The organism is Mesorhizobium waitakense (assembly GCF_056431085.1).
In genome coordinates this window covers 380,953-403,141 of record NZ_JBWKME010000016.1, presented here as the reverse complement: position 1 = coordinate 403,141, position 22,189 = coordinate 380,953, and the positions used below count along the sequence as shown (strand labels likewise).

Annotated in this window: 20 protein-coding genes; 14 read left to right on the top strand and 6 right to left on the bottom strand. The window is 65.5% G+C overall.

Annotated features, from left to right (window positions below):
• Positions 1–7: 7 nt before the first annotated feature.
• Positions 8–1,018, bottom strand: coding sequence for a ribosome small subunit-dependent GTPase A (gene rsgA / locus AC07FD_RS04445; protein ID WP_477225898.1), 1,011 nt, complete (start codon positions 1,016–1,018; stop codon positions 8–10).
• Positions 1,019–1,445: 427 nt separating this feature from the next.
• Between rsgA and AC07FD_RS04440 the strand changes: the two genes are divergently transcribed.
• Complete coding sequence (locus AC07FD_RS04440; protein ID WP_477393866.1) at positions 1,446–2,480, top strand: LacI family DNA-binding transcriptional regulator; 1,035 nt, start codon at positions 1,446–1,448, stop codon at positions 2,478–2,480.
• Positions 2,481–2,490: 10 nt separating this feature from the next.
• Here the strand turns inward: AC07FD_RS04440 and AC07FD_RS04435 are convergent, their stop codons facing one another.
• Both AC07FD_RS04435 and AC07FD_RS04430 read right to left on the bottom strand, forming a co-directional pair.
• Positions 2,491–3,435, bottom strand: coding sequence for an alpha/beta hydrolase (locus AC07FD_RS04435; RefSeq protein ID WP_478348813.1), 945 nt, complete (start codon positions 3,433–3,435; stop codon positions 2,491–2,493).
• A 10-nt stretch (positions 3,436–3,445) separates the two neighbouring features.
• Positions 3,446–4,582, bottom strand: a complete 1,137-nt coding sequence (locus AC07FD_RS04430; protein WP_478348812.1) for a Gfo/Idh/MocA family protein — start codon at positions 4,580–4,582, stop codon at positions 3,446–3,448.
• A gap of 187 nt (positions 4,583–4,769) precedes the next feature.
• Here AC07FD_RS04430 and AC07FD_RS04425 point away from each other — a divergent pair, with 187 nt between their 5' ends.
• From AC07FD_RS04425 to AC07FD_RS04380, 10 genes are read left to right on the top strand one after another with little or no spacing between them, the layout of a single operon-like run.
• Positions 4,770–6,116: an ABC transporter substrate-binding protein gene (locus tag AC07FD_RS04425; protein WP_478348811.1), complete on the top strand. Its 1,347-nt coding sequence runs from the start codon at positions 4,770–4,772 to the stop codon at positions 6,114–6,116.
• A gap of 4 nt (positions 6,117–6,120) precedes the next feature.
• Positions 6,121–7,053 carry a carbohydrate ABC transporter permease gene (locus tag AC07FD_RS04420; RefSeq protein WP_478348810.1) on the top strand — a complete coding sequence of 311 codons (933 nt, stop codon included), beginning with the start codon at positions 6,121–6,123 and terminating at the stop codon, positions 7,051–7,053.
• The gene (locus tag AC07FD_RS04415; protein ID WP_478348809.1) at positions 7,050–7,886 is read left to right on the top strand and encodes a carbohydrate ABC transporter permease; all 837 of its coding nucleotides are present in this window, start codon (positions 7,050–7,052) and stop codon (positions 7,884–7,886) included. Before AC07FD_RS04420 ends, AC07FD_RS04415 begins: the two co-directional genes overlap by 4 nt.
• Before the next feature lie 5 nt (positions 7,887–7,891).
• Entirely contained in the window at positions 7,892–8,713 is an 822-nt protein-coding gene (locus AC07FD_RS04410) for a sugar phosphate isomerase/epimerase family protein (RefSeq protein ID WP_478348808.1), read from the top strand.
• Between the two features lie 11 nt (positions 8,714–8,724).
• On the top strand, positions 8,725–9,801 hold the full coding sequence (locus AC07FD_RS04405; protein ID WP_478348807.1) for a Gfo/Idh/MocA family protein: 1,077 nt from the start codon (positions 8,725–8,727) through the stop codon (positions 9,799–9,801).
• Positions 9,801–10,619 carry a sugar phosphate isomerase/epimerase family protein gene (locus tag AC07FD_RS04400; protein ID WP_478348806.1) on the top strand — a complete coding sequence of 273 codons (819 nt, stop codon included), beginning with the start codon at positions 9,801–9,803 and terminating at the stop codon, positions 10,617–10,619. The genes AC07FD_RS04405 and AC07FD_RS04400 overlap by 1 nt, the downstream gene beginning before the upstream one ends.
• Positions 10,619–11,449 carry an alpha/beta fold hydrolase gene (locus tag AC07FD_RS04395; RefSeq protein WP_478348805.1) on the top strand — a complete coding sequence of 277 codons (831 nt, stop codon included), beginning with the start codon at positions 10,619–10,621 and terminating at the stop codon, positions 11,447–11,449. Before AC07FD_RS04400 ends, AC07FD_RS04395 begins: the two co-directional genes overlap by 1 nt.
• Complete coding sequence (locus tag AC07FD_RS04390; RefSeq protein WP_478348804.1) at positions 11,446–12,168, top strand: ribulose-phosphate 3-epimerase; 723 nt, start codon at positions 11,446–11,448, stop codon at positions 12,166–12,168. Before AC07FD_RS04395 ends, AC07FD_RS04390 begins: the two co-directional genes overlap by 4 nt.
• On the top strand, positions 12,165–13,187 hold the full coding sequence (locus AC07FD_RS04385; RefSeq protein WP_478348803.1) for an ROK family protein: 1,023 nt from the start codon (positions 12,165–12,167) through the stop codon (positions 13,185–13,187). Before AC07FD_RS04390 ends, AC07FD_RS04385 begins: the two co-directional genes overlap by 4 nt.
• Positions 13,180–14,274, top strand: coding sequence for an ABC transporter ATP-binding protein (locus AC07FD_RS04380; RefSeq protein ID WP_478348802.1), 1,095 nt, complete (start codon positions 13,180–13,182; stop codon positions 14,272–14,274). The genes AC07FD_RS04385 and AC07FD_RS04380 overlap by 8 nt, the downstream gene beginning before the upstream one ends.
• A 60-nt stretch (positions 14,275–14,334) precedes the next feature.
• Here AC07FD_RS04380 and AC07FD_RS04375 read toward each other — a convergent pair whose 3' ends face one another.
• Positions 14,335–15,663, bottom strand: a complete 1,329-nt coding sequence (locus tag AC07FD_RS04375; protein WP_478348801.1) for a dicarboxylate/amino acid:cation symporter — start codon at positions 15,661–15,663, stop codon at positions 14,335–14,337.
• A 322-nt stretch (positions 15,664–15,985) separates the two neighbouring features.
• Here AC07FD_RS04375 and AC07FD_RS04370 point away from each other — a divergent pair, with 322 nt between their 5' ends.
• From AC07FD_RS04370 to AC07FD_RS04360, 3 genes are read left to right on the top strand one after another with little or no spacing between them, the layout of a single operon-like run.
• Positions 15,986–17,806, top strand: a complete 1,821-nt coding sequence (locus tag AC07FD_RS04370) for a sensor histidine kinase (RefSeq protein WP_478348800.1) — start codon at positions 15,986–15,988, stop codon at positions 17,804–17,806.
• Positions 17,803–19,194 (top strand): sigma-54-dependent transcriptional regulator, encoded by a 1,392-nt coding sequence (locus tag AC07FD_RS04365; RefSeq protein WP_478348799.1) that lies wholly within the window; start codon positions 17,803–17,805, stop codon positions 19,192–19,194. Before AC07FD_RS04370 ends, AC07FD_RS04365 begins: the two co-directional genes overlap by 4 nt.
• 39 nt (positions 19,195–19,233) lie before the next feature.
• Positions 19,234–19,662, top strand: coding sequence for a GNAT family N-acetyltransferase (locus tag AC07FD_RS04360; protein WP_478348798.1), 429 nt, complete (start codon positions 19,234–19,236; stop codon positions 19,660–19,662).
• Here AC07FD_RS04360 and AC07FD_RS04355 read toward each other — a convergent pair whose 3' ends face one another.
• Together AC07FD_RS04355 and AC07FD_RS04350 are read right to left on the bottom strand one after the other, a co-directional pair.
• Positions 19,663–20,778 carry an anhydro-N-acetylmuramic acid kinase gene (locus tag AC07FD_RS04355; RefSeq protein ID WP_478348797.1) on the bottom strand — a complete coding sequence of 372 codons (1,116 nt, stop codon included), beginning with the start codon at positions 20,776–20,778 and terminating at the stop codon, positions 19,663–19,665.
• A gap of 10 nt (positions 20,779–20,788) precedes the next feature.
• Entirely contained in the window at positions 20,789–21,793 is a 1,005-nt protein-coding gene (locus AC07FD_RS04350) for a serine hydrolase domain-containing protein (protein ID WP_478348796.1), read from the bottom strand.
• Positions 21,794–22,189: the final 396 nt, after the last annotated feature.

The following is a 22,189-nucleotide window of genomic DNA, read 5'->3' as shown; positions in this document are numbered from 1 at the left end:
CGGTCGTTCAACGCCTTTTTGCGCGACCGCCTAGGGATTTGGCTCCGCGAGGTCCGCTCTGAACCGGCGTGTTGCTCTGGTTTTCGTCGGACAGTTTCCGCCAGCGGGCAAGACGCTCCGGATCGAGCGTGCCAGCCTTCAAGGCAGCCTGCACCGCACAGCCCGGTTCATGCACGTGTGTGCAGTCGCGGAACTTGCAGAGCGGCGCGAGCTCGGTGATTTCGGCAAACAGCGTGTCGATGCCGTAGGCGACGTCGCTGACCTGCAGCGTCCGCATTCCCGGCGTATCGATCACCCAGCCGCCGCCCGCAATGGCGTGCAGTGACCGCGACGTGGTGGTGTGGCGCCCCTTGGCGTCGTGTTCGCGGATGTCTCCGGTCTGTTGCGGCAAGCGCTGGCCAGATCCGGCCAGCGTGTTGACAAGCGTCGATTTGCCGACGCCGGAGGAGCCGACCAGCGCGACCGTCTGGCCAGCACCGCACCAGGTGGCGAGCGCGGTCGCGGCATCCGATGTGCGCGGGTTCAGCGTCACCACCGCTAGGCCGCGTTGCAGCGCGGCGGCCTGCCGCTGATACGCCTCGGCGTCGGCCGCGGTATCCGCCTTGGTCAACAGGATCACCGGCGTCGTTCCAGCCTCGTTGGCCAGCGCCAGATAGCGCTCGAGCCGGGCCGGATTGAAGTCGGCATTGCATGAGGTGACGATGAACAGGGTGTCGACGTTGGCCGCTGCCAGCTGCGGCACCCGACCGCCCTGGGTGCGGCGTTCCAGCACCGTCTTGCGGGTCAGGCGGCGCTGCACAAGCCGGTCATGCGCGTCGACGAGCACCCAGTCGCCGACGGCGTAGTCACCGGTGTTCGCCTGCGCCGGCAGCGTCAGATCGATTGGCCCTGCCCGGGACAGGCCGGTCAGGCGGTCGCGATGGACCGTGGCGATCCGCGCAGGGACGAGATTGGCTTCGCCGGGCTCGAGCTGGTCGCCGAAAAAATCCGTCCAGCCCAGGCTGGCGAGAGATGGCATGGAAGGATCCGTCACGGCTTTGACCGGGGGTACGGCGTCGCAGACATCGGACAGGATCCCTGGCAGGTGGGGCGTGAACGGGGCGGGGGCGATTGCCCAGCCGTGTATGGGCGGCACGGCGGCATTTGGCAAGCCGGACCCTTGCCGATGGCCCGCGCGGCAAGCATCTAGTCGGAACCTATCCCGTCACACGGCGATCTGGAATCCCGCCGCACGACGGGAGCCTTCGTTCTGATCGAGGCATGTCATTTTTCATATTGTCAACAAATAAATTGACGCTCGTAATGTTTTTGCGCTGTACTGGAAACTGTGAAAATTGACGGAATAAGTTCGGCCAAGCATTGCCGCCCTCGGACAATGGCCGCATGACTGGTGATAGGCGGATCGTTCCGATCGGCGGGTGTGGGCAAGAGGGACCTGACGTTCGATGGCGGAGAAGACGCACCGCACGATGGATGATTTTGCCCGGGCATGTGGCGTGTCCCGGCCGACGCTGTCGAAATATTTTGACGATCCGGCGAGTGTGAAGCCGGCAACGCGGGCGCGCATTGAAGCCGCGTTGCGTTCCTCGGACTATCAGCCGAACCTTTTCGCCCGCAATCTAAACCGCAAGCGCACCCGCAACATTGGCATCGTCGTACCGACGATCACCGACCCGTTCTATGCCGAGATGGTCAGCCGCATCGAATTTCGCTGCCGCGACGAGGGCTATTGGCCGATCGTCATTTCTTCGCATGGCTCGCAGAAGCTGGAGGCGGAATCGGTCAGGACGCTGCTGTCACTTAAGGTCGCCGGCGCGATCATCGCGCCGCTGGGCCTGGCCTCTGACCGTAACGTTTTCGACAAGCTCGGGACGGACATTCCGATCGTCTATTTCGACACCTATATCGAGGGTGACACGCCCTTCGTCGGTAACGACAACCACCAGAGCACGTCGACCATGGTTGACTATCTCAACCGGTCCGGAGAACCGCCTGTCTATGTCGACATTCCGCATGTCAACCACAATTCGGGGGAGCGGCTGCAAAGCTACATCGCGACGATGAAAGTCGCCGGCTTGGAACCGGTCGTCATCGACGCGGCGCGCGACTACACCTGGGACTTCGAGCGCATCGGCCATGAATGGATGGAAAGGACACTCGATGTTGGCGGTCTGCCAGGCCGCACCATCCTGTGCGCCAATGATCGTCTGGCCTTCGGCGTGATGGCGGCCGCGTTCTCGCGCGGACTGAAGATCGGCCGCAGACCTGACTGCGATCTGCGCGTTGCCGCGCATGACGATCATCCGCTGAGCCGCTACACCTGTCCGGCACTGACCACCATGGCACAGGATTTCGCCGCCATGGCAGGCCGCAGCGTCGAGATCCTGCTAGCTCTGCTGGACGAGGCCGAACCGCCAAGGCAGGGCATGGCGCAAAGGGTCAAGCTCGGCGCGACGCTGGTGATGCGTCAGTCGGCCTGAGCGTCCAGCTTCAGCGATCCTTCTCGAACTGGCGCCAGGCCGCCACCGCTTCGGCCACCGCTTGCCGCGCGGCGGGGATATGGCGCCCCATCGAGACGAAGCCGTGGATCTTGCCCGGCCATTGCCGCAGGACCAGCGGCACGCCCGCGGCTTGCAGGCGTTCGGCATAGGCTTCGCCTTCGTCGGCAAGGATGTCGCAGCCGGCAAGTGCGACGAAAGCCGGCGCGACGCCGCCGAGATCGGGTGCCAGCAAGGGCGAGACGCGCCAGTCCACGATGTCGTCAGGCGTTCGCACATAGTGGTCGCGGAACCATGCCATGGTGGTTGCCGTCAGCCCGAAACCGTCGCCGAAACGCCGGTAGCTGTCGGCCGTCTGCCGCGCATCGGTGTTGGGATAGATCAGGATCTGTGCGGCGAGGGATGGCGCCAGCCCATCGCGAGAAAGCAGCGCCAGCACTGCGGCGAGATTGCCGCCGGCGCTGTCGCCGGCAACGCCGATGCGGGATGGGTCGATCCCGAGAGCGGCGGCGTTCTGCGTCATGAAGCGCAGTGTCGCCAGACAATCCTCCAGCCCGGCGGGAAACTTGTGGTCCGGTGCCAGGCGATAGTCGGGACAGACAATGACGGCGCCGCCGAGATTGGCCAGCCAGCGGCAGATCTCGTCATGCGAATCGAGGTTGCCGACGACCCAGCCGCCGCCATGCAGGTAGAGCAGCGCCGGCGCCCCGCTTTGTGGTGCGCCGATGCCCCGATGGATGCGGACCGCGATGGGGCCGTTCGGCCCATCGATCCGCTGTTCCAAGGTCGCAGCGACCGGTTCGCGCTCGCCCTGCAGTGTCGGGAACGAGGCGTTGTAGGCGGCCCGCGCCGCCGCTACGTCCCCATTCTCGAACGGCTCTCCGCCGGCCGCGCGGCCGATTTCGAGGACGTGCAGCGCATCCGGATCGAGTGTCATCGTCATATCCTCAGGCAAGCAGGTCGCTTGCCTCTTCCTCGGTCAGCAGGGCTGGTTGGGTGACATCGCTCGCGACCATCACCGAGCCCTGGCCCTCGCCGGAACGCAGGATCGCCTCCATGATCTCAAGCACATGCAGCGCAAGGTTGCCGGAGGCGCGTGGCGTGTTGCCGGTTTGAAGCGAACGCGCCAGATCGGCGACGCCGAGCATGCGGTAATTGGCGCGGTCGGGCGCCGCATAAGGCCAGTTGCGGGCGCCGTAGAGGTCGCCTTCGCTGGCAAAGTCCTTCCAGTCGGCGCCGCGCTCGGACAGCGACACGGTGCCGCCGAACGTGTCGGGATCGGGCAGGCGCAGCGAGCCCTCCGTGCCGTGCAGCTCGATCGGATGGTTGGAGTGGCGAAAGATGTCCCACGAGGCGCCGAAGGTGACCGTCGCACCGGAGCGGAATTCAAGCAGCGATAGCACGTTGGTCGGCGTGCCGACCTTGAATGTGGTGTTCTTGAACGGTCCGTCGGCGGTGATCAGCCTTTCCTCCTGGCCGCGCGTCGCCATCGCCATGACACGCTCGACCGGGCCAAGCAGGTTGACCAGCATGGTCAGATAATAGGGGCCCATGTCGAACACCGGGCCGCCGCCAGGCTGGTAGTAGAATTGCGGGTTGGGGTGCCAGTGCTCCATGCCGCGGCCCATCATGAAGGCGGTGCCGGTGACCGGACGGCCGATGGCGCCGGCGTCCATCAGCCGGCGCGCGCGGCGTCCGGCAGCGCCGAGGAAGGTGTCGGGCGCCGAGCCAAGCAGCAGGCCGCGCGACTTCGCCTCGCTGACCAGTCGTTGTCCGTCGGCGGCTGAGGTGGCAAGCGGCTTTTCGGTGAAGACGTGCTTGCCGGCCGAAAGCGCCGACATGGTGACGTCGAAATGCACGGCGGGAACGGTGAGGTTGAGAACCAGGCCGATTTCGGGATCGGCAAGCAGGGCATCGACGCCCATTGCCCTGATGCCGTATTCGCGGGCCCGCAGGGCGGCCGCGTCCGCGGAGATGTCGGCGCAGGCCTTCAACTCCAAGCCTGCAAAAAGTGCTGCGTTGCGCATGTAGGTCATGGCGATGTTGCCGCAACCTATGACCCCTACACCAAGCTTTTCCATCATTCCTCCAGTCGGCGTCCGTCCGTCAGGATCGGCGATTCTTCGTTCACGTGGCCATCCTTCGCCCACGTCATAAGCATATTGATGCACCAATATGCAGTTTAAATCTTGACGCGCGACAATTTTTTATAAATCATGTGCGAAGTTGGACGGGCGGGAGTGGCTGCCGTCAACTCTGGGAGGACTACACATGGACGAGTCAAGGAAGGTGCCGCGCAGCGGTTCCAAGTCGATTGGGCATGTCACCATCGCCGATCGCCGGCAATTTCTCATCGGTTCCGCCGGCCTTCTCGGCGCGGCGGCTTTCGGGGCAGGGACGTCGCTCGGCATTGGCCGGGCTCGCGCTCAAAGCCGGGCCGAGATCAGCTTCGCCAGCGCCGCCTTCTTCGGCAAGGAGACCTTTGGCGACCTGATCAAGGCCTTCAACGAATCGCAGGACCGCATCCTGGTCAAGAACATCGAACTGCCGCCGCCGAGCTCCTCGACCGAGGTCTACCAGGGCCTGGTGCAGCAGCTCGCCCGCCGCACCGGCACGCCCGACGTCTTCAGCCAGGACGTGATCTGGATCGCCGGCTTTGCCGCCGCCGGATGGGCGCTGCCGCTGGATGAGTATTTCCCGGCCGACAAGCGCAGCGCCTACTTCACCGGGACCCTCGATGCCTGTACCTATGGCGGCAAGCTCACCGCCCTTCCCTGGTTCATGGATTCGGGCATGTTCTATTACCGCAAGGACGTGCTGGAAAAGCATGGCGGCAAGGTGCCGGAAAGCTGGGCCGACATGGCGACCATCGCCGCCGCCGCGCAGAAGGCCGGCGACATCGATTACGGCTATCTCTGGCAAGGCAAGCAGGCCGAGGTTCTGGTCTGCGACGCGGTCGAGATCATCACCTCCAACAACGGCGCCATCCTGGCGCCCGACGGCAAGTCGTCGCTGATCAACCAGAAGGGCGCGGTAGAGGCGATCCAGTTCCTGCACGACACCCTCGCCACCAACAAGATCAGCCCGAAGGACGTGCTGTCCTGGGACGAGGAGCCGTCGCGTCAGCCCTTTACCTCGGGCAAGGCGATGTTCATGCGCAACTGGTCGTATGTCTACCCGATCGCCCAAGACGCCAAGGCTTCCCAGGTGGTCGACAAGGTCGGCGTCGCGCCGCTGCCGTCGTTCCCCGGCGGCAAGAGCTCGGCCTGCCTCGGCGGCTACCAGCTCGGCGTCAATGCCAACTCGAAGCAGCGCGAAGCCGCGATCGAGCTCTTGACCTGGCTGTCGTCGACCGAGGTCCAGCACCGCATCGCGCTGAACTTCGGCCTCGCACCGACGCGGCCGGCGCTGTTCCAGGACGCACAGATCAAGAAGGAACAGCCGTTCATGGCCAGCCTCGAGAAAGTCTTCACGGGCGCCACGGCGCGGCCGATCACGCCTGAATACGCGAAAGTGACGCTTGCCCTGCAGTCCGGCATCTCCAAGGCGCTGGTCTCTGGCAACGTCCAGGCCGAGATGGACGCGACGGCGGCGCAAATCGACAAGATCGTAGGCTGAACCAATGTCCGCGGCGGCCACCATTCCCAGTGTCGGCCGGCCGCGGCGTCTCGGCAAGGCGCTTCCGGGCGCCTTGTGGGCCTTGCTCCTGCTGACGCCGGCCTTCGTGTCGCTGGCGTCGGTTTCCTTCTACCCGATCGTCAACGGGCTCTACCTCTCGCTCACCAACACCTCGCTGATCACGCAGGAACAGGATTTCACCGGCTTCTCCAACTATGTCGAGCTGTGGGGCGACCCGCAGTTCTGGAATGCGTGGTGGCACACGATCTGGTTCACCATCGCTTCGACCGTGCTGGAGACGGTGATCGGGCTCGGCATGGCGCTCATCCTGTGCGAAGCCTTCAAGGGACGGGGGCTCGTCCGCGCGGCCATGCTGGTGCCGTGGGCGATGCCAACCGTCGTCACCTCCAAGATGTTCGGCTGGCTGTTCGATGGCCAGAACGGCATCATCAACTACATCCTCCTGCATGCCGGACTGATCGACCAGAACATCAACTGGTACGGCTCCACCGACACGGCGATGATCACCATCATCATCGCCGATGTCTGGAAGACGACGCCGTTCATGGCGCTGCTGCTTCTGACCGGGTTGCAGACCGTGCCCAATTCGCTGATCGAGGCGGCGCGTATGGATGGCGCCAAGGGCTGGATCACCTTCTGGTACATCCGCCTGCCGCTGTTGATGCCGACCCTGCTGATCGCCGGCCTGTTCCGTGCGCTCGACGCCTTCCGCGTCTTCGACCTCGTCTATGTGCTGACCGGTGGCGGCCCGGCCGATTCGACCGAAACGCTGTCGACGCTGTCCTACAAGGTGCTCTTTTCGACGCTGCAGTTCGGCTACGGCTCGGCCGTCTCGACGGCGATGTTTGTCACCGAGGGCATCATCGCGCTGGTGTTCTGCCTGTATCTCGTCCGCCAGATCAGGAGAGCGCAATGAACGACACGCGCTCGCCGCTGCAGACCTTCGCCATCTATCTCGGCGCCTTGCTGATCCTCGTCTGGTCGGGCGGTCCGTTCATCTGGCAGTTCTCGACCTCGTTCCAGCTTGACAAGGCGCTGACGTCAGGCTCGCCGTCGCTGATCCCGCATCCCTTCACGCTGGAGCACTACTACAACGCCTTTGTCGAGAAGCAGCTTCACCGCTATGTCTGGAACTCGCTGGTGGTCTCGCTGGCGACGACGTTCCTGTGCCTGTTCGTCGGCTCGCTGGCCGCCTTCGCGCTGTCGCGGCTCAACATCAAGGGCCGCTTCGGCATTCTGATGGTCATCCTTTCGGTGTCTATGTTCCCGCAGATCGCGCTGGTCGGCCCGCTCTATCTGGTCGCCACCAATCTCGGCCTGCTCGACACCTACACGGCGCTGATCATCACCTACCTGGCGCTCGGCCTGCCGCTGGTGACCTGGGTGCTGTTCGGCTATTTCGAGACGCTGCCGCGCGAGATCGACGAGGCGGCGCGCATGGATGGCGTCAGCGTGCCCGGCCTGCTTTGGCGCATCATCCTGCCGATGTCGCTGCCGAGCCTGGTGACCACCGGCCTGCTCGCCTTCATCACCGCGTGGAACGAATTCCTGTTCGCGCTCGCCTTCACCTCCAACATCGACCGGCAGACGATACCGGTCGGCATCGCCAACTTCACCAACCTCTATTACGTCCCCTGGGGCGATATCGCCGCGGCCTCCGCCGTGGTGACCGTGCCCTTGATCCTCCTGGTGCTGTTCTTCCAGCGCCACATCATCGAAGGACTGACCCAGGGCGGCGTCAAGGAATGAATGACATGACGGAGACGAAGCTCAAGGTCGGCTGTCAGACCTTCACCTGGGAAATGCTGGGCAAGGGCTGGACCGGCGGCCCCGACGATCTGTTGAACGCGATAGAAGATGGCGGCTATGCCGGCATCGAGATCACCGACACCATGATCGGCCGCTACGCCGACAGGCCGGCTGAATTCGCTGCCGCGCTCGACGCCCGAGGCCTCAACCTCGTTTCCTTTGCCTTTGGCTCGAAGAGCGGTTTCACGTTGAAAGAGGCGCTGGCAAGCGACCTCGAAGCCGCCCGGCGCTGGACAGGCTTTGCCGCGAACTTTCCCGGCGCACTGGTCTCGATCGGCTCGGCGACGGTCGTCTCCGATGGTCCGCGCGAAGACAAGTTCGCCATATCGGCCGAATTCTACAATCGCGCTGCCGAGATCGGCCGCAAGACCGGTGTGGATGTCGCGGTGCATCCGAGTTCGCACCACAACACGCTGCTGTTCGACCGCGCCGACTATGACACGTTGTTCGCGCAACTGGATCCGGATCTTGTCGGCTGGGTGCCGGATACCGGCCACATCCTGCGCGGCCACAAGGACATGCTCGACACGCTGCGCACCCACCGCGACCGCATCCGTTACATCCACCTCAAGGACGTCGACGCCAAGGGCACCTGGGCCATGCTCGGCAAGGGCGTCTGCGATACGCCGGCAGTCATCGAGATCGCCGGCACCGCGCCGCGTTTCACCGGCTGGCTGGTGCTCGAAGAGGAATCCGACACCGCCGCCGCCGACCCCGCCGGCGCGGTCAAGACCAACCGCCAAACAATGCGCAGCTACGGCGCCTGAAGAACGAGACGATGATCAAGAAACAGGACAGACGCCTCAGGGTCGGCGTGCTCGGTTGCGGCCCCATCGCGCAGTTTGCGCATCTGCAATCCTGCGCCAAGGCCAGGAATGCCGATCTCTACGCCATCTGCGACGCCGCACCCGACCTCCTCGCCCGCATGGGTGCCACCTACGAACCGCGGAAAATGTATGCCGACTATGACGCGATGCTCGCCGATCCCGAACTGGAAGCGGTGATCGTCGCCACCTCGGACGCCTATCACGTGCCGATGTCGATCAAGGCGCTCGATGCCGGCAAGCATGTGCTGTGCGAAAAGCCGATAGGCACGTCGGTGGAGGAGGGCGAGGCGCTGGCCGAGGCGGTCAGGCGCTCCGGCAAGGTCCTGCAGGTCGGCCACATGAAGCGCTTCGATCCCGCGCTGGAGGCGGCGCGCGATTTCGTCCGGGACGAGATCGGCGAGGTGCTGGCGCTGAAGGCCTGGTACTGCGATTCCACCCATCGCTACACCAACACCGATGCCATCCAGCCGCTGCCCGTCACCAGCAAACTGGCGAGGAAACCGAGCGGCAATCCGAAGGCTGATCTCAGGCAGTATTTCATGCTGGCGCACGGCTCGCATCTCGTCGACACGGCGCGCTTCCTGTGCGGCGACATCGTCGCCGTGCGCGCCCGCCTCAACGAACGTTTCGGCGCCTATTGCTGGTTCGTCGAGACCGAATTCGCCAGCGGCGCGCTCGGCCATCTCGATCTCACCGTCGCCGTGCGGATGGACTGGCACGAAGGTTTCCAGCTCTATGGCGAGAACGGCTCTGTCATCGCCAAGACTTTCAACCCCTGGTACTTCCGCGCCAGCGAGGTCGAGATCTTTCACGAGAAGACCGCCACCGCCCACAAGCCGCTCGGCGCTGACGGCCATTTCTTCCGGCGCCAGCTGGAAGCTCTTGCCGAAACGGTGCTCGAAGGCGCGCCGATGCGCGGCGCCAACGTCGAGGACGGCGTCGCGTCAATCCGGGCCATGGTCGCCATCGCGCGCTCGGTGGTATCAGGCGAGCGGGTTGAGCTCGCCTCGGTTTCGGGGGCGGTGTGATGCGTCTCGGCATTTTCGCCAAGACCTTTCCAGGCGCCGAGCCAGCCGCCGTGCTGGCGGCCGTGCGGCATGCTGGCTATGAGACCACGCAGTTCAACCTCGCCTGCGCCGGCCTGCCTTCTATGCCGGATGCCGTGCCGCCGGACGCCATCGCGGCGATCCGCGCCGCCACGCAGTCGAGCGGTGTTTCGCTCGCGGCACTATCGGGCACCTACAACATGGCGCATCCCGACAAGGCCGTCCGCGACGATGGCCTCAGGCGACTTGCCGTCGTCATCGAGGCTGCTTCTGCCCTGGGCATTCCTCTGGTCACGCTCTGCACCGGCTCGCGCAATGCCGCCGACCAATGGGCGTACCATCCCGACAATGCCGACCCGGCGGCCTGGTCCGACATGGCCACCGAGATGGCGAAGGCGCTGGCGCTGGCAGAAACCGCCGGTGTCGATCTCGGCATCGAGCCCGAGCAGGCCAACATCGTCACCTCTGCGAAGGATGCCACGCGGCTGATCGCCGAGATGGGATCGAAGCGCCTGAAGATCGTGCTTGATCCGGCAAACCTGTTCGAACATGCGACGCCCGACGAAGCGCGTACCATCGTCGCCGCCGCGATCGGCGAAGCGGCCGGCCACATCGCCATGGCGCACGCAAAGGACCGCTATGGTGACGGCCGTTTTGCCAGCGCCGGCCAAGGCATCGTCGACTTCCCGGATTTCATCGCGCGGCTGAAGGCAGTGGGCTTCGACGGGGCGTTCGTCACCCACGGGCTGTCCGCCGGCGAAACCCCCGGCGTCGCCGCCTTCCTGCGGAGGCTCCTTTGATGGACGCCGCGCCGACGGTCATGCTTCGCGACGATGCGGCGCTTTGTGTCTTCGATACAGGGCGGGGGTTTCCGGTCATCTTCCAGCATGGTCTCGGCGGTGATGCGGCGCAGGTGGCGCAGAATTTTCCCGACAGTCGGTCATACCGCCGGCTGACCGTCGAATGCCGCGCACACGGCGGCTCCGGCGCCGGCTCGACGCGGCCCTTTTCGACCGCCATGTTTGCCGACGATGTGCTGGGCGCCGCCGACGCGGCCGGGCTCGACCGTTTCGTCGCCGGCGGCGTCTCGATGGGCGCGGCGATCGCGCTCAGGCTTGCAAGCCATCACGCGGACCGTGTCCTGGGTTTGGTGCTGGTGCGCCCGGCCTGGCGCTTCGATGCGGCGCCGCAGAACATGCAGCCCTTTTCGGAGGTGGCGAAGCTCATCCGCGATCGCCCGCTGGAGGACGCGCGCAACGCCTTTGCAACCTCGGTCACCGCCGCCCGCTTTCGTGGGGAAGCGCCTGACAATCTTGCTTCCCTGCTTGGTTTCTTCGAGCGCGAAAATGCGGCTGTCTTCGCCGAGGTGATGCAGGCGATCGCCAACGATGGCCCCGGCGTCACACTGGCGGCAGCCGGCAATCTCGCTATCCCCACGCTGGTCATCGGTAGCGGCGTCGATCTTATCCATCCGCTGGCGACCGCCCGTTTCCTCGCCGACGTCATCCCAAACGCCGCCTTTGCCGAGGTGACGCCGAAGGCCAGCGACAAGGATCGTCATTTCGCCGAGGTCCGCGCCGCTATCGCGGGCTTCCTCGAGGATCGTTTCAACAACCAGGACCATTCATGATCTCGAAACCTCTCTCAGGCCAGGCCGCCATCGCCGCATTGCCGCGCGATCGCATGATCGCTGAATTCTCGCTGTGGTCCGCCGACCTCGTCAATTTCGAGAGCGACCTGAAGCGCATCGAGCCCTATGTCGACCTTCACCACATCGATGTGGCGGACGGTCATTTCGCGCCGTCCTTCCTGTTCTTTCCCGATCTTGTCGCCCGCATCGCTGGGCTGACGGCCAAACCCATCCATGTCCATCTGATGGTCGATGCGGCGGTTGTCGAGGCGCAGACGCGCCAGTTCATAGAGGCCGGCGCCGACATGATCAGCGTCCATGCCGAGAACGGCGAGGCGGGATTGCGCGCCGTCCGGCTGGCGCGGGAACTCGGTGCCGAAGCCGGTGTCGTGCTCAGGCTGGAGACACCGGTCGAGACGGTGACGCCTTTCGTCTCCGAGGTGGCTTTCGTCACGCTGCTTGGCACCGCCATCGGCGTCAAGGGGCAGAGCCTGTCGGACGAGGCCTGCGGCAGGCTGGGCGCTGCCCGCGCCATCCTGAGAGAGGCCGGCCGCGAGGCGGCCGTGGTTCTTGCTGCCGATGGCGGCATCCGCCACGAGACGGTGCCGTTGCTGCGTGCCGCCGGTGCCGAAACCGTGGTCCTCGGCTCGCTCGCCTTCGGCGACAGGGACCTGGCCGGCCGCATCGGCTGGCTGCATGGCCTGAAGGTCGCGGCATGAGCGACGAAGCGGCCCTTGCGATCGATCTTGGTGGCACCGAGCTTCGTGCCGCCCTGGTCGACCGCGACGGCAAGATCCTGGCGTTCGCCGCAGTGCCGACACAGGCGCAAGCCGGTCCCGACGTGGTGATCGGCCAGATCGAGGCGCTGGCCGCGACGGTTCATGCCGAGGCGCCGGCGCTCGCCATCGTCGGCGTCGGCGTCGGCGCGCCGGGACCGCTCGATCCGCTGGCCGGCATCGCCGTCGGACCGCCGACACTCGCCGGCTGGCTGGACGTGCCGCTTGCCGATATCCTCGAACGGCGGCTCGGCCTGCCGGTGCGGCTGGAGAACGATGCTAACGCCGCGGCACTCGGCGAATGGCGCTTCGGCGCCGGTCACGGCGCCCGCTCGCTGGTCTTCGTCACGGTTTCCACCGGCATCGGCGGCGGCGTCGTCGTCGACGGGCGCATCCTGCATGGCCGCCGAGGCCTCGCCGCCGAGATCGGCCACATGACCATCACCAATGAGGGCGAGCGCTGCATGTGCGGCGTCGTCGGTTGCTTCGAGGCCATCGCCTCGGGCACCGCGCTCGGCCGCCGTGCCAACGCCGCGACAGCGCCCTTTGATGGCTCGGCGCTGCGGCGCCTCTCGGGCAACGGTGAGGTGACCGGCCGTCACGTGGTCGAGGCGGCACGGATGCAGGACGAGCTTGCCTTGGCCCTGCTCGAGGAGGAGGCCCGATGGCTGGGCATCGGCTTCACCAATCTTTTGCATCTTTATTCGCCTGACGTGCTGGTCGTCGGCGGCGGCATTGCCAATGGTCTCGACCTCATGGCACCTGCCATCGAGGCGACCATCAGGCAGCGGGCCATGCGTGCCTATCGCGACGTGCCGGTCGTTCAGGCCCAGCTTGGCCGTCACGCCGGGCTGGTTGGTGCTGCCAGCCTTGTCCTGTTCGATGACGGAGGTACGCTGGCGGCACGCATGCCTGTCGGTCCAAGCACATATCCGGATGCGAGGAGGGACTTCAATGGCTGAGCTCAAGCTGCGCGGCGTGCGCAAATCCTATGGCAATGCCGAGGTGATCAAGGGCGTCGACCTCGATGTCGGCGACCGCGAGTTCGTCGTCTTCGTCGGCCCGTCGGGCTGCGGGAAGTCGACGCTGCTGCGCATGATCGCCGGTCTCGAGAAGATCACCTCCGGCGAGCTGATGCTTGATGGCGCGCGCATCAATGAGGTCGATCCCTCCGAGCGCGGGCTCGCCATGGTGTTTCAGTCCTATGCGCTGTATCCGCATATGACGGTCGCCGAAAATATGGGTTTTGCGCTGAAGATCGCCGGGTTGCCGGTCGTCGAGCGTGACGCCAAGGTCCAGGCCGCGGCCGAGGTGCTGCAATTGTCGCATCTGCTCGAACGGCGGCCAAAGGAGCTGTCCGGCGGCCAGCGCCAGCGTGTCGCCATTGGCCGCGCGATCGTCCGCCAGCCGAAGGTGTTCCTGTTTGACGAACCGCTGTCGAACCTCGACGCGGCGCTCCGCGTCAACATGCGGCTGGAACTGATGCAACTGCACGAGCGGCTCGCCGCCACCATCGTCTATGTCACCCACGACCAGACCGAGGCGATGACCATGGCCGACAAGATCGTCGTCCTCAATGGCGGCACGATCGAGCAGGTCGGCACGCCGCTCGACCTCTATGCGAGGCCAGCCAATGTTTTCGTCGCCGGCTTCATCGGCTCGCCGAAGATGAATATGCTGCCGGTCAGGGTTCTCTCCGCCCACGCGGATGGCGTTGCCGTTGCCCTGCCGGGCGGATCCAGCCTGGTCGTTCCGGTCGAGGCGGGCGCGCTTGCACAAGACAGCGAGCTGCTGCTCGGCATCCGGCCGGAACATATCCGCATCGCGGATGCGGGCCAGTTCAAGGGCGAGGCGGTGCTGGCCGAACGGCTCGGCGGCCTGACCATCCTGCATGCCGACATCGGCGAGAAGACGAGGCTGGTCGTTCAGACCGAGGGCATCGACACGACACCGCTGCACAGTCCCATCGCCATGCAGGCCGACCCCTCCCGCTGCCATCTCTTCGCCACCGACGGCAAGGCGCTGGCACCGCTGCGCAAAACCGCCTGACACCGTTGTCACCTGTACGGCAGCGGGNNNNCCCCGCTGATTGGTGTTGAAGCGCTCGGATTACTCGGCGGGAACGAGATCAGCCGCCAGGCTGTCGTCGGCCGTGCCCGCCAGTGCCCTGGCGAGCTTGGCTTCGTCGAGTTCGCCTTCCCAGCGTGCCACCACCAGCGTGGCGACGGCATTGCCGACGAAGTTGGTCAGCGCCCGGCACTCCGACATGAAGCGGTCGACGCCGAGGATCAGCGCCATGCCGGCGACCGGCACCGCCGGAACGACCGACAGCGTGGCGGCAAGTGTGATGAACCCGGCTCCGGTGATGCCGGCGGCGCCCTTGGAGGAAAGCATGGCAACCAGCAGCAGCAGGATCTGGTCGCCGATCGACAAATGGATGTTGGTCGCCTGCGCGATGAACAGTGCCGCCAGCGTCATGTAGATGTTGGTGCCGTCGAGGTTGAAGGAATAACCGGTCGGGATGACCAGACCGACCACCGAGCGCTTGGCGCCGGCCTTCTCCATCTTTTCCATCAGCGAGGGCAGGGCGGCTTCCGACGAGGACGTTCCCAGCACCAGCAGCAGCTCTTCCTTGATGTAGCGGATCAAGGACAGGATGGAGAACCCGTTATAGCGGCAGACAGCACCCAGCACGACGAACACGAACAGCAGCGACGTCACGTAGAAGGTGCCGACCAGCATGGCGAGGTTGATGACCGCGCCGATGCCGTATTTGCCGATGGTGAACGCCATGGCGCCGAAGGCACCGATGGGTGCGGCCTTCATCAGCACGCTGACCAGCTTGAAGATCGGCGTCGTCAGGGCCTGTAGGAAATTGAGCACTGGCGTGCCCTTGTCGCCGACCAGCGCCAGCGAAATGCCGAACAGCACCGAGAAGAACAGCACCTGCAGGATGTCGCCGTCGGCGAAGGCGCCGACGATCGTCGTCGGGATGATGTTCATCAGGAAGCCGGTGACCGACTGGTCATGCGCCTTGGCGGCATAGGTGTTGACGGTCGAGGCGTCGAGCGTCGCCGGATCGATGTTGAAGCCGGCACCCGGCTGGACGACATTGGCCACGACAAGGCCGATGATCAGCGCCAGCGTCGAGAAGGTGAGGAAGTAGAGCATCGCCTTGCCGGCCACACGTCCGACCTTCTGCAGGTCGCTCATGCCGGCGATGCCGGTCGCCACAGTCAGGAAGATGACCGGGGCGATGATCATCTTGACCAGCTTGATGAAGGCGTCGCCGAGCGGCTTCATGCTCTCGCCGATCGACGGATAGAAGTGACCGAGCAGGATGCCGACGGTGATCGCGACGAGCACCTGCACGTAGAGTTGGGCATAGAAAGGCTTGCGCTGCGCGGAAGGCGCGCCTGATTGGTCTGCGATGTGCATCGAACTCTCCCTTGCCGGATGGGCGGAAATACACCGCCCTGCGTGACTTCTCCCATCGCGGCGCTCCGGTCGCGCGCCGCTGCAAGGACTTTTGCAAGCGCTGTGCCAGATCGGTGAAAGGCCGGAATCCCTGGATTTCGGCGGTTGTCAGCCGCTTTGCCGCGAATGCCTGTGCGGATTTCCGCACAGGCAGCGTTTGCCTGGGCGGAATTTCGCATTACACTGGGCCCCAAGGCTGCGGGGGAAAAACGGGCCGCGAGGAAAAGGGAGAGGGCAGACGTCGCAAGCAGGCATCGATAGGGGATACGCGGCCGGCCGTGAATTGCTGCGCGAAGCGGTGGCCCGGCTGCGCGATGGCCGCTGGCGTGTCGTGGTCGTCGCTCTTGCGGTTCTGGCAGGCGCGATCGCCATCGCCGGGCGCATCGCCACCGGCCAGGCGGCCGACAATTTGCGCGACGGAGCGCTTGCCGCCCTGCCGCTGGCGGCGGGAACCCTGACCGGCGAAATCGAAAAGCAGCGCCTGGTTCCATTGGTGCTGTCACGCGACGATGCCGTGCGCGGGGCGCTGCGCCGGGCCGGAAAGATGCAAGAAGCGGCCCTCAACGACAAGCTCAGGGCGATTGCCGGCGATGCATCGGCGTCCGCCATCTATGTCATCGACACAGCAGGCATCGCAATCGCCGCCAGCAATGCCGGCGAGCCGACGAGCTTTGTCGGCATCGACTATAATTTTCGTCACTATTTCCAGGAGGCAATGGCCAAGGGTGCTGCCAGCCAATATGGCCTCGGCACGATCAGCGGCCGGCCGGGTCTTTACCTCGCCAGCCGCGTCGATGATGGCGGCAAGCCGCTTGGCGTTGCGGTGCTGAAGGTCGAACTCGACCGCGTCGAAGCCAATTGGCGCTCCAGCGGCTTTCTTGTTTTCGTCACCGACGAACGCGGCGTGGTGCTGGCCACCAGCCAGCCCGAGTGGCGGTTTCATGCCCTGGCGCCACTCTCGGCGCAGGACGCCGCTGCTGCCCGCGAGCAGCTTCAGCTGGCCGATGCCGGCTTCGAACCGCTGCCGCTGCGACGCGGTGCCGGTGACGGCCTGGCGACAATCGACAGCTCCGGAAAGCCGCGCCAGTTCGTTGAAGTGGTACAGGACCTGCCCGGTGCGGTGCCCGGCTGGCGTCTGTGGCTGCTGACGCCCGCCGATGCGGCTTTGTCGTCCGCCGCCAACACGGCGCGCCTGACCACGCTGCTCGGGTTGCTGCTCATGGGCCTGCTTGCCTTCGTGCTGACCCGGCGCCGGCGCGCCCGCCGGCTGCGGCAGGAAGCGCTGGCGCGCATGAATGCCGAACTGGAGAGCCGGGTGAGCACGCGAACGGCCGAGCTGACCCGCTCCAACACCGCGCTTGCCGGAGAAATCGCCGAGCGTGAGAACGCCGAAGCCAAGGTCCGCCGGCTGCGTGACGATCTCGCCCAGGCCAACCGGCTTTCCATCCTCGGCCAGATCGCCGCCGGCGTCGCGCACGAGATCAACCAGCCGGTCGCCGCCATCCGCACCTATGCCGAGAACGCCGGCCGCTTCCTCGACGGCGGCAAGACCGAGCCGGTCAGCGGCAATCTGTCATCGATCGTTTCGATGACCGAGCGCATCGGCGCGATCACCAGCACCTTGCGCACCTTTGCCCGGCGGCCAGGCGTCGCCGCCTCGCCATTGCCGGTGCGCGAGGCGATCGACGGCGCGCTGTCGCTTCTGTCGGGACGCATCCGCGATTCCGGCGTGACCATCGTCGAGCCGCGCGGCAACGCGTCGCCGGTGGTCATGGCCAGCCGAATCCGGCTCGAGCAGATCCTCGTCAACCTGTTGCAGAATGCGCTGGACGCTATGAAGGACCAGCCCGATCCCCGCATCGAAATCGACATCGCCGAGCGCGACGACAGGGTGCTGATTTCGGTGCGCGACAACGGCCCTGGCCTCGGACCGGAAGCGGCCGGCAATCTGTTCATGCCGTTCCAGACCACCAAGGAGAAGGGGCTTGGCCTCGGGCTGGTGATCTCGCAGGAGATCGCCCAGGAATTGGGCGGCACGCTGCGGCTCGATCCCGGCAGCGCCGGCGGCGCATCCTTCACCATCGACTTGAGGCGAATTGAATGACAGACGCATCAGGGCTGGTGGCGCTCGTCGACGACGATGCGGACCTGCTTCACGCCACCACGCAATTGTTTGAGCTTGCCGGCTTCGCGGTGGTCGCGCTCGACGCGGCCGAGGCGGCGCTTGCCGTCGTCGACAGGAATTTCGAGGGCGTGGTCGTCAGCGACATCCGCATGCCGGGCATGAACGGGCTGCAGCTGTTCGATCGCATCAAGGCGATCGACCCCGACATACCGGTGATCCTGGTCACCGGGCATGGCGACGTCGATCTCGCGGTGGCAGCGCTCAAGGATGGCGTCTACGATTTCATCCCGAAACCCTATGCGGGAGACCGACTGGTCGAGGCACTGAGACGGGCATCGGAGAAGCGGCGGCTGGTGATGGAAAACCGGCGGCTACGCGAAGCCGCGGCGCAGGCCGCCGACGGTCTGCCGCTGATCGGCGAAGCGCCCGCCATCCGGCGGCTGCGTGAGACCTTGCGGCAGATCGCCGACATGGATGTTGACGTGCTGGTGGAAGGGGAGACCGGAACCGGCAAGGAGGTGGTGGCGGACCTCCTGCACCGATGGGGGCGGCGGCGCGCAAAGCCCTTCGTGGCGCTGAATTGCGGTGCGCTGCCGGAGACCGTCATAGAAAGCGAGCTGTTCGGCCACGAGGCGGGCGCGTTCACCGGCGCGCAGCGGCGACGGATCGGCCGCATCGAGCATTCCAGCGGCGGCACGTTGTTCCTTGACGAAATCGAATCCATGCCGCCGGCTCTCCAGGTCAAGCTGCTGCGTGTGCTCGAAACGCGCAGCGTCACCCCGCTCGGCTCGAACGAGACCCGGCGCGTCGACCTCCGGGTCGTCGCGGCGACCAAGGTGGATCTCGGACGGCAGGACCAGCGCGGCGACTTTCGCGAGGATCTCTATTTCCGCCTTAACGTGGTGACTCTGCGCATTCCGCCATTGCGTGAGCGCCGCGGCGACATCCCGATGCTGTTCGGCCATTTCCTCGGCAAGGCCGCGGAGCGATTCGGCCGGCCGGTCGCCGGGGTCAACGCAGCGGTCAGCGACCATCTCCAGTCGCATGCATGGCCGGGCAATGTGCGCGAGCTTGCGCATTTTGCCGATCGCGTCGCCCTCGGTCTCGGTCCGGACGACGACACGAAAACGGTTCCCGCGCACTTGCCGGAGCCCGCGGCCACGCTGCCCGAACGGGTCGGCCACTACGAGGCGCAACTCATCCGCGACGCACTGCGCGACCACGGCGGCGATGTGCGCAGCGCCATCGACGCGCTCGGCGTGCCGCGTAAGACCTTCTACGACAAGCTCAAGCGCTACGGCATTGCAGCGTCCGAGTTTCGCAATAGCGGCGATGCGGATACGCACCCTGTTCGGGGCCAGATATAAACATTGCGCAAGCATCGTGCCCCTTGTTCGGAAAAGGCCATGAAGACGACACTTGAAACGACGGCAAATCCCTCGCCGGAAGAACTCACCTTTCTCGCCGAACGGCTGACGGCGTTCAACGACGGCGATGTCGGTGCTTCCGAAAGAAAGGCCCTGGCCGTGTTCGTGCGCGACGAAGACGGCACGGTCGTCGCCGGCATCTCGGGCTATACCGCATGGGGCTGGCTCTACGTGCAGTGGCTGTGGGTCGATGAAAGGCTGCGCGGCCAGCAGATGGCCGGCAACATGCTGGATGCGGCCGAGCAGGAAGCGGTGGCGCGCGGCTGTCGGAATGCCTGGATCGACACCTTCAATCCGCACGCCGCCAAGGTCTATCAGCGCCAGGGCTATCAGCCCTTCGGAACGCTTGCCGATTTCCCTGTCGGCCGCAGCCGCATCTTCCTGCGGAAGACGCTTCCAGGGGCCTGACTAACCGGCGAGCCGTCCGCCGCGCATCGGCTGCGGCGCGCCGGTCGTGCTCGGGAAGCTGATCGGCAGGCCCCGCAGCACGCGGACCGCGAGGAAGGCAAAGCACTCGGCCTCCACCGCGTCGCCGCTCCAGCCGAGGCTTTCGGCCTGCACCACCTCGACGCCGGCGCGGCTGGCGAGCATCGCCATCATTGTCGGGTTGTGGCGGCCGCCGCCGCTGACCACGAGCTTTTTCGGGCGGCGCGGCAAAAGGTCGAGCGCCTTGCCGACGGCGGCAGCGGTGAAGGCGGTCAAAAGGGCTGCGCCATCCTCGGCATTCATTCCATCCGCCATAGCGGCGCCGAAGTCGAAACGGTCCAGCGATTTGGGATAGGGCTTGGTCAGATAGGGGTGCTGCAGCAGCTTGGCGAGCCGTGCCTCATCGACCGTTCCCGCACGACTAAGCGCACCGTCGCGGTCCATGTCGCCCAGCCCCTTCGATTTGATGAAATCGTTGAGCGGCGCGTTGGCGGGGCCGGTGTCGAAGGCGACGAAATTGTCGGCGCCATCCCACCATGTGATGTTGGCGACGCCGCCGAGGTTGAGCACTGCCATGTCGCCGCTGGCGCCGGCATTGCGCATCAGCGCGGCGTGGTAGGCGGCCGACAGCGGCGCGCCTTGCCCGCCGGCGCGCATGTCGGCCGAGCGGAAATCATAGGCGACCTTGGTGCCGAGGATTGCGTGCATGAGTTCGCCGTCGCCGAGCTGCCGGGTCTGGCCGAGCCGTCCGACCTGTGGCGCACGATGCAGCACGGTCTGGCCGTGAAAGCCGACGACGCCGATATCGGCCATCGTCATCCCATAGCCTTCGACGAGTTCCTTGACCGCCGCCGACTGGGCACGCGTCAGGGCTTCTTCCGCCTTGCGAAAGATCGCCGGCTCCGGCCCGGTGAAATTCCAGGCTCTTGCCTCGTTCAGTGTCTCTTCCAGCAGCGAACGGATCGATTGTGGGTAGGGCATCAGCCGATAGGTGCCGAAATCGTCGATCCGCTCGCCATCGGTCTTGACCAGTGCGACGTCGATGTTGCCGTCAAGCACGGTGCCGGTCATCAGGCCGACGGCCCAGATTAGTTCCATCATCTAGCTCCTAAAGTCCATTGACAAGGTCGCCGACCGCCTGCCGAAGCGCGGCGATGCCGCTGTCGAAATGACGTGTCGGATGGATCCGATTGGTGAGCAAGGTCCAGGCCTTGCCTCTGTCGAAGTCGATCCACAATCCCGTACCGGTGAAGCCGGTGTGGCCGATGGTTCCCGGGCCGCACAGCGCCCCGCCGGACCAGCCCCCATAGGGGCGCTCCCAGCCATGCGTCCGGGTTGCGGACAAGGGCGTTCGTATCAGTGCGATCGAATGCTCGGACGCACCCGTGCCGTCCAATAGCCCTTCCGCGAAATCGAGGACGGAAGCGGCTGTTCCAAACAGGCCGGCATGTCCCGCGCCTTGCAGCGCCGAGCAATTGTCGTCGTGCACTTCGCCGGACAGCACGCGATGGCGCCAGGTGCAGTCTTCGGTCGCGGCGGCAGTATTCGGCTCGGCGGCAAAAGCGAAGCCGGGGCCGGGATCCATGTCCCGGATCGTTTTCCCCGACAGTCGCTCCAGCGCAAAGCCGAGCAGGATGAAGTTGATGTCGGAATAGACCGGGTCGCGGGCGCGCCATTCGCGCTGCAGGATGAAGGCGCGCAGCAGCTCGGGATCGCGCCCATAGGTGTAGATCGGCTCGACCGCCGGAAACGGTGTCTGGTGGCCAAGACACTGGCGAAACGTCACCTTCCGTTCCCAGGCCTGTGCATCATACTGGCGAAGATCCGGCAGAGCGGAGATCAGCGGCGCATCGAGATCGATTAGGCCGTCTTCGGCCAGCGCCAGGATGCGCGGTGTCGTAAAGATCACCTTGGTCAAGGACGCCAGGTCGAACCAGGTTTGGTCGTGCATTGGCCGCAACTTCGGTACGAGTTGCGCGGAGCCGACCGACCTGACGACGCGTTCGCCATTTCTGTCGACAATGCCGAGCACGCCGCCGGGGATGCGCTTCGCAGCCACCGCGGCTTTCAGCGGTGCGAACGCGCCATCGAAAAGCTGGGCGAGGGTGCTCAATACCGGCCTCCATCTGAAAGGCAGCGTTCCGTCCCATCCCCGGACATCTCCCCCGCAAGCAGGGCAATCGCATATGGCGGCGCCAGCCCCCCACTCCGGCCGCTGCGCGGCCACCTCTCCCCCATGTCCATGGGGGAGAGGAAACCCAAGCCTTTCAAGGCTGCGACCTCGGCGGTTGGCATTTCCTCTTCCCCCACGAATGTGGGGGAGAGGTGGCTCGGCGAAGCCGAGACGGAGTGGGGGAGCGCCATATGCGATTGCCCTGCCCCCGCAAGGGGGGAGATTGGCAGTTCATGCGTGCCGACGGCCCTCAGACGTTGGAGGTTGGCGAAAGCGATAGCAACATCCAATCTCCCCCCTTGCGGGGGAGATGCCCGGCAGGGCAGAGGGGGGTGC

Coding starts and splice junctions, on each gene's coding strand:
- AC07FD_RS04420 (WP_478348810.1), top strand. CDS start 6,121: ATGTCCGCGGCGGCCACCATTCCCAGTGTCGGCCGGCCGCGGCGTCTC.
- AC07FD_RS04365 (WP_478348799.1), top strand. CDS start 17,803: ATGACAGACGCATCAGGGCTGGTGGCGCTCGTCGACGACGATGCGGAC.
- AC07FD_RS04440 (WP_477393866.1), top strand. CDS start 1,446: ATGGCGGAGAAGACGCACCGCACGATGGATGATTTTGCCCGGGCATGT.
- AC07FD_RS04425 (WP_478348811.1), top strand. CDS start 4,770: ATGGACGAGTCAAGGAAGGTGCCGCGCAGCGGTTCCAAGTCGATTGGG.
- AC07FD_RS04380 (WP_478348802.1), top strand. CDS start 13,180: ATGGCTGAGCTCAAGCTGCGCGGCGTGCGCAAATCCTATGGCAATGCC.
- AC07FD_RS04375 (WP_478348801.1), bottom strand. CDS start 15,663: ATGCACATCGCAGACCAATCAGGCGCGCCTTCCGCGCAGCGCAAGCCT.
- AC07FD_RS04430 (WP_478348812.1), bottom strand. CDS start 4,582: ATGATGGAAAAGCTTGGTGTAGGGGTCATAGGTTGCGGCAACATCGCC.
- AC07FD_RS04405 (WP_478348807.1), top strand. CDS start 8,725: ATGATCAAGAAACAGGACAGACGCCTCAGGGTCGGCGTGCTCGGTTGC.
- AC07FD_RS04410 (WP_478348808.1), top strand. CDS start 7,892: ATGACGGAGACGAAGCTCAAGGTCGGCTGTCAGACCTTCACCTGGGAA.
- AC07FD_RS04435 (WP_478348813.1), bottom strand. CDS start 3,435: ATGACACTCGATCCGGATGCGCTGCACGTCCTCGAAATCGGCCGCGCG.
- AC07FD_RS04415 (WP_478348809.1), top strand. CDS start 7,050: ATGAACGACACGCGCTCGCCGCTGCAGACCTTCGCCATCTATCTCGGC.
- AC07FD_RS04360 (WP_478348798.1), top strand. CDS start 19,234: ATGAAGACGACACTTGAAACGACGGCAAATCCCTCGCCGGAAGAACTC.
- AC07FD_RS04400 (WP_478348806.1), top strand. CDS start 9,801: ATGCGTCTCGGCATTTTCGCCAAGACCTTTCCAGGCGCCGAGCCAGCC.
- AC07FD_RS04355 (WP_478348797.1), bottom strand. CDS start 20,778: ATGGAACTAATCTGGGCCGTCGGCCTGATGACCGGCACCGTGCTTGAC.
- AC07FD_RS04390 (WP_478348804.1), top strand. CDS start 11,446: ATGATCTCGAAACCTCTCTCAGGCCAGGCCGCCATCGCCGCATTGCCG.
- AC07FD_RS04395 (WP_478348805.1), top strand. CDS start 10,619: ATGGACGCCGCGCCGACGGTCATGCTTCGCGACGATGCGGCGCTTTGT.
- AC07FD_RS04385 (WP_478348803.1), top strand. CDS start 12,165: ATGAGCGACGAAGCGGCCCTTGCGATCGATCTTGGTGGCACCGAGCTT.
- rsgA (WP_477225898.1), bottom strand. CDS start 1,018: ATGCCATCTCTCGCCAGCCTGGGCTGGACGGATTTTTTCGGCGACCAG.